This window comes from Erythrobacter sp. Alg231-14 (assembly GCF_900149685.1).
In the GTDB taxonomy this organism is placed as follows: Bacteria; Pseudomonadota; Alphaproteobacteria; order Sphingomonadales; family Sphingomonadaceae; genus Erythrobacter.
The window spans coordinates 2,211,514-2,224,211 of record NZ_LT702999.1; the positions used below are offsets into that span (position 1 = coordinate 2,211,514).

General features: G+C 55.3%; 15 protein-coding genes. 8 read left to right on the forward strand and 7 right to left on the reverse strand.

Translation table 11 applies throughout. From position 1 onward, the window contains the following. Nucleotides 1-102: 102 nt before the first annotated feature. On the forward strand, nt 103-2,121 hold the full coding sequence (locus tag BQ8290_RS10580; RefSeq protein ID WP_108792285.1) for a ribonucleoside-diphosphate reductase subunit alpha: 2,019 nt from the start codon (nt 103-105) through the stop codon (nt 2,119-2,121). A gap of 116 nt (nt 2,122-2,237) precedes the next feature. After that, on the forward strand, nt 2,238-2,585 hold the full coding sequence (locus tag BQ8290_RS10585; RefSeq protein ID WP_108789999.1) for a PilZ domain-containing protein: 348 nt from the start codon (nt 2,238-2,240) through the stop codon (nt 2,583-2,585). Nucleotides 2,586-2,772: 187 nt separating this feature from the next. On the opposite strand, the gene BQ8290_RS10590 is transcribed toward BQ8290_RS10585, so the two are convergent. Further along, entirely contained in the window at nt 2,773-4,071 is a 1,299-nt protein-coding gene (locus BQ8290_RS10590) for a GGDEF domain-containing protein (RefSeq protein ID WP_337661319.1), read from the reverse strand. A gap of 275 nt (nt 4,072-4,346) precedes the next feature. Between BQ8290_RS10590 and BQ8290_RS10595 the strand changes: the two genes are divergently transcribed. After that, nucleotides 4,347-5,396 (forward strand): ribonucleotide-diphosphate reductase subunit beta, encoded by a 1,050-nt coding sequence (locus tag BQ8290_RS10595; RefSeq protein WP_108792287.1) that lies wholly within the window; start codon nt 4,347-4,349, stop codon nt 5,394-5,396. An 88-nt stretch (nt 5,397-5,484) separates the two neighbouring features. Here the strand turns inward: BQ8290_RS10595 and BQ8290_RS10600 are convergent, their stop codons facing one another. Beyond that, complete coding sequence (locus BQ8290_RS10600; protein WP_108790003.1) at nt 5,485-5,988, reverse strand: hypothetical protein; 504 nt, start codon at nt 5,986-5,988, stop codon at nt 5,485-5,487. A 263-nt stretch (nt 5,989-6,251) separates the two neighbouring features. On the opposite strand from BQ8290_RS10600, the gene BQ8290_RS10605 reads away from it, so the two are divergent. Beyond that, the gene (locus BQ8290_RS10605) at nt 6,252-6,548 is read left to right on the forward strand and encodes a DUF1294 domain-containing protein (protein WP_108790005.1); all 297 of its coding nucleotides are present in this window, start codon (nt 6,252-6,254) and stop codon (nt 6,546-6,548) included. 6 nt (nt 6,549-6,554) lie between these two features. Here BQ8290_RS10605 and BQ8290_RS10610 read toward each other — a convergent pair whose 3' ends face one another. From BQ8290_RS10610 to BQ8290_RS10630, 5 genes are all read right to left on the reverse strand, one after another. Next, entirely contained in the window at nt 6,555-7,022 is a 468-nt protein-coding gene (locus tag BQ8290_RS10610; RefSeq protein WP_337661320.1) for a DUF4870 family protein, read from the reverse strand. Nucleotides 7,023-7,043: 21 nt separating this feature from the next. Continuing rightward, entirely contained in the window at nt 7,044-7,787 is a 744-nt protein-coding gene (locus BQ8290_RS10615; RefSeq protein ID WP_337661321.1) for a hypothetical protein, read from the reverse strand. Between the two features lie 76 nt (nt 7,788-7,863). Continuing rightward, nucleotides 7,864-8,223, reverse strand: coding sequence for a DUF4870 domain-containing protein (locus BQ8290_RS10620; protein WP_108790007.1), 360 nt, complete (start codon nt 8,221-8,223; stop codon nt 7,864-7,866). Between the two features lie 108 nt (nt 8,224-8,331). After that, nucleotides 8,332-8,904, reverse strand: coding sequence for a hypothetical protein (locus BQ8290_RS10625; protein WP_108790009.1), 573 nt, complete (start codon nt 8,902-8,904; stop codon nt 8,332-8,334). Between the two features lie 126 nt (nt 8,905-9,030). Further along, nucleotides 9,031-9,363: a BufA1 family periplasmic bufferin-type metallophore gene (locus BQ8290_RS10630; RefSeq protein ID WP_108792291.1), complete on the reverse strand. Its 333-nt coding sequence runs from the start codon at nt 9,361-9,363 to the stop codon at nt 9,031-9,033. A 217-nt stretch (nt 9,364-9,580) separates the two neighbouring features. Between BQ8290_RS10630 and argB the strand changes: the two genes are divergently transcribed. The 4 genes from argB (at nt 9,581) to BQ8290_RS10650 (ending at nt 12,684) form a co-directional block, all read left to right on the forward strand. Continuing rightward, entirely contained in the window at nt 9,581-10,498 is a 918-nt protein-coding gene (gene argB / locus BQ8290_RS10635; protein ID WP_108790011.1) for an acetylglutamate kinase, read from the forward strand. 153 nt (nt 10,499-10,651) lie between these two features. Further along, complete coding sequence (locus tag BQ8290_RS10640; RefSeq protein WP_108790013.1) at nt 10,652-10,924, forward strand: YggT family protein; 273 nt, start codon at nt 10,652-10,654, stop codon at nt 10,922-10,924. Nucleotides 10,925-10,953: 29 nt separating this feature from the next. Next, entirely contained in the window at nt 10,954-11,847 is an 894-nt protein-coding gene (gene folD / locus BQ8290_RS10645) for a bifunctional methylenetetrahydrofolate dehydrogenase/methenyltetrahydrofolate cyclohydrolase FolD (RefSeq protein WP_108790015.1), read from the forward strand. A 75-nt stretch (nt 11,848-11,922) separates the two neighbouring features. Beyond that, nucleotides 11,923-12,684 (forward strand): hypothetical protein, encoded by a 762-nt coding sequence (locus BQ8290_RS10650; RefSeq protein ID WP_108790017.1) that lies wholly within the window; start codon nt 11,923-11,925, stop codon nt 12,682-12,684. Nucleotides 12,685-12,698 lie beyond the last annotated feature (14 nt).

The following is a 12,698-nucleotide window of genomic DNA, read 5'->3' on the forward strand; positions in this document are numbered from 1 at the left end:
ATGCGGAACAGAATCGGAACACTGACGTTTTTCAGCTATAGAGAAACGAGAAACACGATTCGCGAAGCAGACCACGATGCAAAGAAGGCAAACGGGGCGACAATGGAATTCAAAGCGAGTGATGAAGTGTTGAGCGATTCTGGGACTGGCTCCGACACTGGGGAGGTCTCAACCTCAAACGAGAAGGCCGTAGCGATGGAAAAGTCTGACATGGGGAGCGAACAACTTATCGCGACCAAAGGCGCAGAGGCGCTGGGCAATGCCATGACAGCGGCTGCGAAAGAACAAGCGGCACCCGACAGCAAGAAAGTGAACGATCGTCGTTTCACGATCGAAACCGACGCGTCGCGCGATGCCAACCTCACCGAATTTGGTAAGGAAACGCTCGAGGATCGCTACCTCCTGCCAGGTGAATCCTATCAGGATTTGTTTGCTCGCGTTGCCGACGCTTATTCCGACGATCAAGATCACGCCCAACGCATCTATGATTACATCTCGCGCCTTTGGTTTATGCCAGCGACGCCGGTCCTTTCGAATGGCGGCACATCGCGCGGTCTCCCGATCAGCTGCTATCTCAATTCTGTCTCTGACAGTTTGAATGGCATTGTTGATACCTGGAACGAGAATGTCTGGTTGGCGTCAAAAGGCGGCGGCATTGGCACCTATTGGGGCAATGTTCGCGGTATTGGCGAACCTGTTGGCTTGAATGGCAAGACCAGCGGCATCATTCCGTTTGTGCGTGTAATGGATTCGCTGACATTGGCCATTTCGCAAGGATCGCTGCGTCGCGGTTCGGCCGCGTGTTATTTGGATGTGTCGCACCCAGAGATCGAAGAGTTCCTCGAAATCCGCAAACCGTCGGGTGACTTCAACCGCAAAGCGTTGAACTTGCATCACGGCGTATTGTTGACCGATGATTTCATGGAAGCGGTTCGCGATGGCGCCGAATTTGAGCTGAAATCGCCCAAGACTGGCGAAGTGCGCGGCAGTGTCGATGCGCGTTCGCTCTTCCAAAAATTGGTCGAGACGCGGCTTGCCACCGGTGAACCCTATATTGTGTTCAACGACACCGTGAACCGGATGATGCCAAAACATCACCGCGAATTGGGATTGAAGGTTTCAACCTCAAACCTGTGCAGCGAAATCACATTGCCGACCGGCATTGATCACCTTGGCAATGACCGCACAGCTGTGTGCTGCTTGTCCTCGCTAAACCTAGAAAAGTGGGATGAGTGGAACGGCGATAAGCAATTTATCGAGGACGTGATGCGTTTCCTCGACAATGTCCTTCAGGATTATATTGATCGTGCGCCTGACGAAATGGCGCGCGCGAAATATTCGGCAGAGCGGGAACGCTCGGTCGGATTGGGCGTGATGGGCTTCCACTCATTCCTGCAATCCAAAGGGTTGGGCTTTGAAAGCGCGATGGCGAAAGCGTTGAACCTGAAAATGTTCAAGCACATTCAGGCCAAAGCATCCGAAGCGTCGATGTTGCTCGCACAGGAACGTGGGCCGTGCCCCGATGCCGCCGATATGGGCGCGATGGAGCGGTTCAGTTGTAAGATGGCGATTGCGCCAACCGCGTCGATTTCGATCATTTGCGGCGGCACGTCTGCGTGTATCGAACCGATCCCGGCGAACATTTATACGCACAAAACGCTATCGGGCAGCTTCATCGTGAAGAACCCTTATCTGGAAAAAATCTTCGACAAAAAATCGAAGAATTCGACCAATGTTTGGAACTCGATCCTCGAAAAGGGTGGCAGCGTTCAACATCTCGATTTCCTCAGCGATGAAGAAAAGGCGAGCTTCAAAACCAGCTTTGAAATCGATCAACGTTGGTTGCTTGATTTCGCAGCGGACCGTTCGCCCTACATCGATCAGGCGCAATCGCTGAACCTGTTCATCCCGGCGGATGTCGACAAATGGGATCTGATGATGCTGCACTTCCAAGCGTGGGAGAAAGGCATCAAGTCGCTCTATTATCTCCGGTCGAAATCGGTTCAACGCGCTGGCTTTGCTGGCGGCGTCGAAGCGGACAACACCGATGAGAAGCTGAAAATCGAACTGTCTGCGAACGCGGAACAGACCGATTATGAGGAATGCCTCAGTTGTCAGTAATAGGCCGCAAGTAAAACTCGATTTCAGCCTTTGGTTGATACCAAGATACTGCTCCGCAAAGCCCACCGCTTTGCGGAGCATTTCTTTAACCAAATTGGCTTACATCAATATACACTATGCAAGCTCGCCAATCTGATCGTGTGCCTTCTCGTGCAACTGGTTCGTGCAAAACCGCGCGCGGGCTCCAGTGGGATATTAAGATCGATGACCTTTCATTGGGTGGATGCCGAGTCGACGATCCGCGCCACGGTTTGGAATTGGGCAGTTTCATCAAAGTCTTGATCGCAGAGACCGGCCCGCATGACGCCGAAGTCGTATGGCGCCAAGGCGATCGTGTTGGGATGGAGTTTCTAAAACCCTTGCCCGAACGCGTCTTTAAATTGCTGTCATCGGAACAATGGTCTGCTGCGCGCGATGAATTCAAACGCGCCGCGTCCACATTGCCGATGCGCCGGGTTATCTGACAACACCTGCACCCGGCCGAGCCATTGCGCTGGTCACCCAAAAATCCCAATTCAAGCGTTCCAAAGGTTTGGTCAAAGCCGCCAAAAGGCGCGCATAAACTGATGCCCAATGCGGCATTCGATATGCCTTTGTGCGAGACCGGTTTCTTTGGATTGATAGAGCTGCGGCTCTTTTAGGGATCGTGGTTTAGCCGCCTCGACCGAAAGCGGGCTCTGCTTCGACAACTTCGACCCGGTTTCGACCCGCATCCTTACCGCTGTACAAAGCGGCGTCGGCCATTTCGATCAATTCTTCGCGAGGCAGCATCGCCGATGCCGGGGCCACACCCACGCCGATCGACGCCGTTATCAACGATCGGTCGCTTTCGCTGACGGGGGTGAGGACGGTGGCAATCGAGCGGCGGACGTCTTCGGCGACCGCGACGATCTCCTTCGAATCGCGCACACGCAAAGCGGCGACAAATTCTTCGCCGCCATATCGAGCCACAACGCCGCCCGCTTCGTCGAAAATATCGACCAGAGCCTTAGCTACCAATTTCAGACACGAATCGCCTGCCTGATGGCCGTGCGCATCGTTGAAGGATTTGAAGTGATCGAGATCAATCATCATCAAAGCAATCCGGTCATCGATCCGCCCATTGAACCCAGGGGCGACAATGTCCGTCTCAAATTGTCGTTCGAAGCTCCGTCGATTTGAGATTCCGGTCAATGGATCGGTCTCCGAAAGGGTGTGAAGCGCAGCGTTGGCTTCTAACAGTTCGCGCCCGGCGCATTGCGCGCGCAATGTCAGCAGGAAATTGCTTTGGCGCAGGCTTTCAAACTGCGACGCCACCGGAATTGTTGCCCCTGCAACCAGAGTGAAGAGGGCAATTGTATCCAAATGTTGAGTCGCAAAATCCACCCCGCCTAGGACCAACATCAACATCGCCACCACCAACGCGGACAAATCGAATATGATCAAACCGCGCAGCGAATAGGGCAGCATGACGTTGGCCAAACCGACGATCAATATCGTTGCGTTGATATAGCGTGGCGAAAGGTCCGGTGGCAGGTGGACGGCAAGGTGCACGACCACCGCGATAAACGCGATGGGCGATGCGCCCACGCAAAAGGCGAGCAAATTGGTCCAACCCCGTGTGCCAGCCATAAGGCCAAGCAACGTCAACGGAGCCACCGCCAACACCCGCAGCGCCACGCCTTCGGGCACCATCGCCGGATTGATCAAAACGTCGACCACGATCGTGGCGAGGCACGTCAGCAGGCCAAGAAGGAAGAGAAAGTGGCCTTCTTGATACAAACGACTGGTGACGGTCGCATGGTACAATTCGGCGACCGCCGCCGGCCATTGCCGCAAAGGCAATCCGTCTTGATCGATTTGTTCGACCAGATCGCTATCGATTCCTTCGGGTAGCGCCAATCGTTCCTCGGCTGTGGCGAGGTCGATTGGGTCTCCACTGGCGTATCCAGTGGGCGAAAGGGGTTCCATGATTCCCATCAAGGGCTGAATAAGAGCGTGTGCTTAATTTGCGGTAAGTGCGATGCGCATTTTGCAAGTTTATGGTACAATAATGCGATCGTCACTGGGATGGGGCCGGGCCAGGGCGGACCCGATGGTCACAATTGCAGCTGGGATCGCTCCGACTTAATCGGTTCGACTCAGAATTAGCACGGTTTATCCCCGCCGAATCATCCCTTCTTGTCTAGGGTTCGTGACTCTGTTTCCCTATAAGGGTCCACCAACACGAAATCAGGATGCACAACATGTCGTTGCTCGAAGCCCGTAAGACCTACAAGCCGTTCGAATATCCTTGGGCTTACGACTTCTGGAAACGCCAACAACAAATCCACTGGATGCCAGAGGAAGTGCCGCTTGGTGAAGATTGCCGCGATTGGGCGCAAAAAATCACCGAGCATGAGCGCAACCTGCTCACCCAAATCTTCCGTTTCTTCACGCAAGCCGACGTCGAAGTGCAGGATTGTTACCACGACAAATATGGCCGTGTGTTCAAACCGACCGAAGTGAAAATGATGCTGACCGCGTTCTCCAATATGGAGACTGTGCATATCGCGGCCTATTCCCACCTGCTCGACACGATTGGCATGCCCGAAAGCGAATACAGCGCGTTCCTCGATTATGAGGAAATGAAGGACAAGCACGATTACATGCAGCAATTCACCGTCGACACCGACGAAGACATTGCCCGCACGCTCGCCATGTTTGGCGGTTTCACCGAAGGGCTTCAATTGTTCGCGTCGTTCGCAATGTTGATGAACTTCCCGCGCTTCAACAAGATGAAGGGCATGGGCCAAATCGTATCGTGGTCGGTCCGCGACGAATCGCTCCACTGCGAAGGCATCATCAAAATGTTCCACACGTTCTGCGAAGAGCGTGACTGCCTGACCAAGGCGGTGAAGGAGGACATTATCGACGTCTGTCAAAAGACGGTGCGTCTCGAAGACAGCTTTATCGACCTTGCGTTTGAAATGGGTCCGGTGAACGGGATGACCGCGACAGAGATCAAACGCTACATCCGCTACATCGCCGATTGGCGTTTGAAGCAACTTGGCCTGCAACCGGTCTACATGATCGAAGATCACCCGCTGCCATGGCTCACGCCATTGTTGAACGGTGTGGAGCACGCCAACTTCTTCGAAACCCGCGCGACCGAATATTCAAAAGGCGCGACGACGGGCGATTGGAACAATGTCTGGTCCAGCTTCGACAAACGCCAAAAGGCGAAAGCCGTGAACGAAGACGAAACCGAAGAGAGCGGCCCGGACATGTTTGGCGAAGTCCAAGCGGCGGAGTGATCCACTCATTTTAAGCCCGCTTTATCCGGGCGGGAATGCATAAAGAGGGCGGCAGCGTTGATAAGCGCTGCCGCCCTTTTTTATGCCGTTACCGAAGGGCGTGGCCAGAGCCTTCCATTTTTCCGGTGCCGTCGGCCATAAACCAGTAATAGGCTGTCATCAGGTGCACTTTGCCTGCAATCGCGCCTTCTTTGCCCTGGAAATATCCGACGCAGCTCATTTCATTGGCCGCATCATTTTCCACGTTGCAGCCATAAAGGACCGCACCCGATTGGCCGCCGCCATCTTCCATCGTGCATGTGAAATGGCGATCGAAAAGCGAGTTGGCTGGTTGATCCATGCCCGCGCACTGTGCGGTGATTTCGTTGGATCCTGCAGGAGAGGAGATGGTGATGTTCTCTGCCCAAGCCGCGGCGAAGACTTGATCGCCCTCTCCGCCAACGCCGCCAACCATCATGGTTGTCTCAAACGTGGCATTCATCGTGTACACGCTTGGCCCATCGGATTCGGTGGATTCTTCGTGCGCTTCGCCATGCGCGGTTGTCGCCATCAACAAGGCGGTCGACGCGGCAATTGCTGAATAGAATTTCATAGTAAGGTTCCCCCAAAACAAAGTGACTTTGCGACCACAATTGATTTGGACGGGGTAACGTCAGCGTTCGGGAGACAGCGTGAGCAATAGCTCGACACCGTTTCTCATTCTCTGCAGTCCAGCGATACGCTCTTGCGCTCATCCCATCGCTGACGTCCCGTTGGAATATGGGGTACGCTCAATTCAGCGAACTGTAAAATCGTGCGGTAATGTATTCCGTAATCGATGCGGCCCGGCACGACAGAGCATCAGGATAATCGACCATGAATACAATCCGATTGCTCACCGATCCTGCGATTGCATTGGTGTTCCTTTGCGCCATCAATTATGCAGCCTTTGCCGCATTTGGCATCGACAAAGCGTTTGCAGAAAATGGGAAACGCCGCGTTTCAGAGGCCACTTTATTGCAGCTCGCCTTTTTTGGCGGGATTATCGGCGCCTATGCCGGTCGCGCGCTGTTCCGGCACAAAACGCGCAAAAAACCGTTTAGCAAACACCTGCATATGATCGCGATGATCCAGCTTTGCGCTTGTCTCGCTGCGCTTGTCTATTTCTGGTAGGCCGCTTCAAAACCACCAAGTCGTTGGCTTTGGCATGGGCTGGCGGTTGCCCGCCTTGACCAGAGACAAGATGCACCGGGTGCAGAACCACCCTGCTAAAACGAGCCAGCCAAACATCATCCCAAAGAACAAGGAGAAAAGGGCAAGGCCTGGAGGAGAAGGATCGCCACTCATTGCCACCATGGTGAAAAAGCTGCTGAACCAAAGGAACATCCCCATCACGCTGGCTACAAATCCAATCCAGAATGTCTTGATGAGATAGGTGTAATGGGTCTTTTCCCATTCTTCCGTGTCGGCTTCGCCGCGCCAAATATAGGCCAGCACCAAACCGACAAAGACCGAAAACCCGACCAAAATATTGACCAAGAACAATATCGCTACGATCGCTGGGCGTTGAAAGGTTAGGCCCTTGTTCGCTCCGCCCGCAGGTGAGTATGGCGATGCGGGTGGCTGATCATTGCCTCCGTAGGTCATGGGTCTGTTCCTTCTTTTTGTCTATTCCCAACCCCACGCCGCTGGTGGTGCTTCGACTTCTTGGTTCAAGTCAAATTCCACTCGGAACAATCGCTCCTCTGGCGCGCCGCCTACGACCGTGCGTTTGAGTTGATAGACGTAGCGCGCATCTTCGGTTCCCGCCGGATCCACCTCGACCGTCCAAACATTGGTGACCGACGCGGTTAGTCCTTCGCGCTCGAACATGTCGATGCTGAACTGATCGACGGGGAAGCTTTGCGCACCCGCCGACCCAGCATCCGCCGTGTCGCCGCCATACATGGTGACTGCGTCATCTTCGCCGTCTTCGTGGCGGTGATCGTGTTTAAGGCGCAATCCATCTTCGGTGCGAGTGATCAACCATGTGCGCGAACGGTCCCATTCTTGCCCATCCAATTTCACATGAAACGGAACCGCGATGCGATCTTCGCTGCATTCGCTGACATACATCACCAATTCGGCATCGATGAAATCGGCATCGACCTCATCCGCGCTGACCAAAGAGCCGGAATAGGCCTTGCCACAATGGGTTGAGAGCGCGGCGAAAAATTCGGATTGCGGCGCCGGATCAGGCGCCACGGCCGTGGGTTCTTCGCAACCGGTCAGGAATAGAGTGGGCGCAATCGATGCAAGGATGATCGGGCGCGGTGTCGTCATGGTCAAAATGGTCATGACACAGGTGTAGCGTTCGTAATCCTGTTTGTCGCGCAATGCTTTGCCGCGGCTGCTTACGGGGCCAAACGACATCGTGCCGATCCCGCTGTGGCAACAGACGAGATCGGCACGATCGATACTGGTGCGACTATTCAGCCGCCGGACGCCTTTAGATAAGAAGCGTTGCCGGATCCGGCATAGGCTCTTGTTTTTGGGCCTTGATCAGGCTCATCACGCTGCGAACGCCAACCCAGATGGCAAGGAGCGGGAACAAAAGAAACCCGATCAAAAGAAACATCAATACAAACGCAATGACGAAGCCGACGAGGCTGATCCAGAATGTCCGGATGAGATAGGAAAAGTGCGACGCCGCCCATTCATCTTGATTGTCGCCTTGCCACACATGTGCCAGCACAATGCCGACTAGCGAGGTCAATCCACCGGTCAAAAAGCCCGCGAGATAGAGCAGCGAAATGATGGTGGGTTGGTTTAGGTCAAACCCGTTATTTTGGGTGCTTGGTGTGGTCATGGCGTATCCCCTTTTTGCATGACTGATTGTAAAAATCGCTGCCACATTAGGCGTCGCGTGCGTTTGAGCAAGCCCCCTCGATTTGTGAGCGTTTGGGTCGGCGTGTGTTTAGGGGCACCAATCTTCGCCCGATCGCCCCCATCCATTGTCCGATGCGAGGCCCGCATAGATCATCGTATCGGCAAGATATTCGCGCGATGAATCGTCAATCCTGCGCCGCACTTCGCGCAATTCGCGGCCGTATTGATCGCGCGGAGGATCAACACCGCCGGTCCATTCAAACGCCCCGGCGTTTAGCCATTGGCGCAGGTGAACTCGCGCACGATCCGCCAAAGCGGTCTCCGCCGGGCATGATCCATCCATCTCTGGCGTGTCGAAACCGGTTAATCGAATGCGCCGGCGGTTTTGGCCAAATCCGATGACAACCGTGTCACCGTCCACCACACAACCCAATTCGCGCGCGCTGCCGGCGCTTCGTTCGCCGCAAAGGGCAAAGGGTTGATCGATGTTGACCCAATCGCGATCCTCGGGGTCAGGCCTAAACCCAAACCACCAAACCGCCATCACAATCAAAAGCAGGATCGGCATCCGCCAAATCACCCACCAATCGGCAAACCGGCTGCGCGATCGTTTGCGGGACCGGCGATTGGCGGGGCGGGATCGTTTGTGCAGGCGGGCCATGGCGCAAAGTCTAACAGCACGTTGGAATAAGCTCCACAAAAAGAGCCGCCCGAGATCCTATCCCGAGCGGCTCTTTGTATCGTCGTTGATGACGCTGCGAATTACCCGCGCATCATCACAATCGAATTAGGCTTCGATTGGCTCAAGCGAACCTGTGCCGGTTGGCGTTTCGGTGTCTACGCAAGTGCCAGCGTCGACATATTGCCAGGCATTGCCTTGATAATCGACAACGCTTGTACCCGAGCAGCTTGTGCCTTCGCCAGCGGCGCAGTCATTTTCGCCAGCAAGCGAAACGCCGTAGCATTTTTCTTTCGCGCCTTCGTCGGCGGCTGCCGTTGTTTCGGCGCCTTCGGCACCTGTATCAGCGGCTTCAGCTGGTGCATCGGCACCGCCGGAACATGCAGCGGCCAAGCCAGCAGCGGCGGCAAGAGCGATTGAGCCTTTAAAACGGGTGTTCATAGTGAATTCCTCCATCCAGGTTGATCCGAACGGCGCATAAAGAACGCGCCTTTCATCGGGCGGTTCGCACCGAAACAGCATTTGGTTACGTTGCCAAGTGCAAATTTCGCAAAAATGCCTCGGCCTGCCCCTGCTTCCCCTTAAGCTGTGAAGGCGCTAGGTGGCGCGCTGTTCATCCATTATGGGCGGACACCAACGCCCAACGGTAAAGCAGACCATGACAACACAATCCGATTCTTCCAATTCTGATGCGCGCGCGCTCGACCTTTCAAAAGCCGAGGTGCTGATCGAGGCATTGCCGTATTTCCAGCGATATGCCGGGCGCACCTTTGTGGTGAAATATGGCGGCCATGCGATGGGCAACAAACAGGCCGCGCGTGATTTTGCCGAAGACATCGTTTTGTTGAAAGCCGTCGGTATCAACCCGGTTGTGGTCCATGGCGGCGGACCACAAATCGGCGAAATGTTGAGCAGATTGGGCGTCGAAAGCACATTTGTTGATGGTTTGCGGGTCACCGATGAGGCGACCGCGAAGATTGCAGAGATGGTTTTGTCGGGCGCGATCAACAAAGAATTGGTCGGCTGGCTTTCCAATGCCGGCGGCAAAGCGTTGGGCGTATCCGGCAAAGATGGCGGATTGGTCACCGCGCGCAAAGTGACGCGGACAACCCGCGATCCCGAAAGCTTGATCGAAAGTGTCGTGGATTTGGGTTTTGTGGGTGAGCCCGCAAAGGTCGACACCAGTGTCATCGACACCGCTGTTGCCGCAGGCATGATCCCGGTTATCGCCCCGATCGCGCCGGGCGATGATGGGGAAACCTACAACATCAACGCCGATACTATGGCGGGCGCGATTGCCGCAGCATTGGGCGCGGCGCGTTTGTTCCTGTTGACCGATGTGGCCGGCGTGTTGGACGGGAACGGCGAATTGTTGACCGACCTAACCCCCAAAGACATCGCCAAATTGCGCGACGATGGCGTGATCAAAGGCGGCATGGTGCCCAAATTGGAAACATGCGTATCGGCGGTTGAATCCGGTTGCGAAGCGGCGGTTGTCCTCGATGGACGTGTTGGCCATGCGATGTTGCTGGAATTCTTCACGGCGCGCGGTGCCGGTACTCTGGTCAAGGCGTAGGCGATCCGATCAAGGCCGATGGGCCGACATTTTGCAAAGACACTAGCGTCAGGCGTATTAGTAGGGTAATACGCCGTTAAAGGGACGCACTTATAGATCCACTTGGCGGGCATTACGGGATGCGCGCAGAACATAAGGTACACGGAAAAAACCATGCCACTCCTCGTCGAAGTACTCGGAATTATTCTCAACGCGTTTGTGATGCTGATCATCATTCAATTTGTGATCGGATTGTTGTTCGCGTTCAACGTGATCAACCAATCGAACCAATTCGCTGCGCAGGTCTACAATTCGATCAACGCATTGTTGGAACCCATATTGCGCCCGGTCCGCAGCATCCTGCCAAACACCGGCGCGATCGACTTCTCCCCCTTGGTTTTGATCATCGGTCTACAAATTTTGATGGCGGTCGTTAGAAGCGTTTGAAACGCATCTGAACAAGGTACCAAAACATCATGACCGCCACACGGATTGACGGGAAAGCCTTCGCGGCCAAGCTGCGCGAACGGGTTGGCGCAACCGCGCTCACTTTTGCGCAAGACGCAGGGCGTAAGCCCGGTCTCGCGGTTGTCTTGGTCGGCGATGATCCTGCCAGCCAAGTGTATGTCGGCAGCAAAGGCAAGGCGACCCTTGCCGCGAATATGAACAGTTTCGAACATCGCTTGCCTGATGACACAGGCGAAGAAGCGTTGTTGTCGTTGATCGATCAATTGAACAATGACGATGCAGTTGATGGAATATTGGTGCAATTGCCGCTGCCCGATCATCTGGATGAACAGTCGATCATCGCTTCGATCAATCCCGACAAAGATGTCGATGGATTCCACATTATCAACGCTGGACGATTGAGCGTCGGGCAGTCGGGCTTTGTCCCGTGCACACCATTGGGCTGCATGATGCTTTTGACAGATCGTTTGGGCGACCTTTCCGGGTTAGAGGCGGTTGTTGTCGGGCGATCCAACATCGTTGGCAAACCCATGGCGCAATTGCTGTTGGATGCGAACGCAACCGTCACTATCGCTCACAGCCGCACCAAAGACCTTCCATCGGTTGTGAAACGGGCCGACATCGTCGTTGCGGCGGTCGGTCGCCCGCATATGATCGGCAAAGATTGGTTGAAAGATGGCGCCACGGTTATCGACGTCGGCATCAACAGATTGCCACCGGAACCGGGTAAGGAAAAAGGCAAGTTGGTAGGCGATGTTGCCTATGACGAGGCCAGCGAAATCGCGGCGGCGATCACGCCGGTTCCGGGCGGAGTTGGACCGATGACGATCGCCGTTTTGCTTCGCAACACGGTGGTCGCTGCGCATCGAAACGCTGGGCTGGACGCGCCTAAGGGCCTTTAATCTGCGATCCATTGACAGTCAGCTTGCGTAAATTTGCCAATCGTCACACGGTGCTCCGATCAATAGGAGCCTGAGATGAATCCCACTGTCAAAAACTTGATTGTCGCAGGCTCTCTCATCGCTCTTGCTGCGTGTTCGGGCGGGCCACGGGGCCCGTCAAACGCGGTAATCGCGCGGGCGTTAAGCAACGCGCCGGGCGCCGCCCAACCCAGCGTTATTGTCGCAACTGAAGTCGCTTATGCGCGTGAGGCAGGCGAGCGCGGTCAATTTGTGGCCGCCGTCGATTACGCCGCGCCGGGCGCTGTTTTGCACGGTCGAAACGGGCCGGTGGTCTTCGCCGGCATTGCCAGCGCACTGCAGAACAGCGACATTTCCAATCAGTGGGAGCCGCGCGCGGTCGTCATGAGCTGTGACGGGGCGCTTGCTATGAGTCAGGGGCGCTTTGTCGATGCCGAAGGGTTCGTCGGCAACTACGTGACCACCTGGGTCCGTCAAAGCGACAACAGCTACAAATGGACTTACGACGTGGCCGGGCGCGATGATCCGCAACCACCGCGCCGCGAAGAGCAAAGCGAAGACGGCGATATCGTTGTGACCGCTATCGACGCGATCCAAGGGCTTGTCGCAACCTGTCCTCGCCGAGGCGACACTGTGCCGCCACCACCACCCATACCGATTGGCGAAGACGGGGCAACCGCCGCGCAATTGTCCTCCGATGGCACCTTGCGCTGGCGCTGGGAACACCGCAGCGACGGCAGCAAATACGTCACGGCCGATTACTATTACGAAGGCCAATGGGTGACGGCCATTGAAGAAAGCCTCGCATCGCCCCCTTGAATTTTTGTCAGAAG

Bases quoted from the DNA above. Each gene is read 5' to 3' on its own strand.
- BQ8290_RS10580 (WP_108792285.1), top strand. From the start codon at position 103: ATGGAATTCAAAGCGAGTGATGAAGTGTTGAGCGATTCTGGGACTGGC.
- BQ8290_RS10585 (WP_108789999.1), top strand. From the start codon at position 2,238: ATGCAAGCTCGCCAATCTGATCGTGTGCCTTCTCGTGCAACTGGTTCG.
- BQ8290_RS10590 (WP_337661319.1), bottom strand. From the start codon at position 4,071: ATGGAACCCCTTTCGCCCACTGGATACGCCAGTGGAGACCCAATCGAC.
- BQ8290_RS10595 (WP_108792287.1), top strand. From the start codon at position 4,347: ATGTCGTTGCTCGAAGCCCGTAAGACCTACAAGCCGTTCGAATATCCT.
- BQ8290_RS10600 (WP_108790003.1), bottom strand. From the start codon at position 5,988: ATGAAATTCTATTCAGCAATTGCCGCGTCGACCGCCTTGTTGATGGCG.
- BQ8290_RS10605 (WP_108790005.1), top strand. From the start codon at position 6,252: ATGAATACAATCCGATTGCTCACCGATCCTGCGATTGCATTGGTGTTC.
- BQ8290_RS10610 (WP_337661320.1), bottom strand. From the start codon at position 7,022: ATGACCTACGGAGGCAATGATCAGCCACCCGCATCGCCATACTCACCT.
- BQ8290_RS10615 (WP_337661321.1), bottom strand. From the start codon at position 7,787: ATGTCGTTTGGCCCCGTAAGCAGCCGCGGCAAAGCATTGCGCGACAAA.
- BQ8290_RS10620 (WP_108790007.1), bottom strand. From the start codon at position 8,223: ATGACCACACCAAGCACCCAAAATAACGGGTTTGACCTAAACCAACCC.
- BQ8290_RS10625 (WP_108790009.1), bottom strand. From the start codon at position 8,904: ATGGCCCGCCTGCACAAACGATCCCGCCCCGCCAATCGCCGGTCCCGC.
- BQ8290_RS10630 (WP_108792291.1), bottom strand. From the start codon at position 9,363: ATGAACACCCGTTTTAAAGGCTCAATCGCTCTTGCCGCCGCTGCTGGC.
- argB (WP_108790011.1), top strand. From the start codon at position 9,581: ATGACAACACAATCCGATTCTTCCAATTCTGATGCGCGCGCGCTCGAC.
- BQ8290_RS10640 (WP_108790013.1), top strand. From the start codon at position 10,652: ATGCCACTCCTCGTCGAAGTACTCGGAATTATTCTCAACGCGTTTGTG.
- folD (WP_108790015.1), top strand. From the start codon at position 10,954: ATGACCGCCACACGGATTGACGGGAAAGCCTTCGCGGCCAAGCTGCGC.
- BQ8290_RS10650 (WP_108790017.1), top strand. From the start codon at position 11,923: ATGAATCCCACTGTCAAAAACTTGATTGTCGCAGGCTCTCTCATCGCT.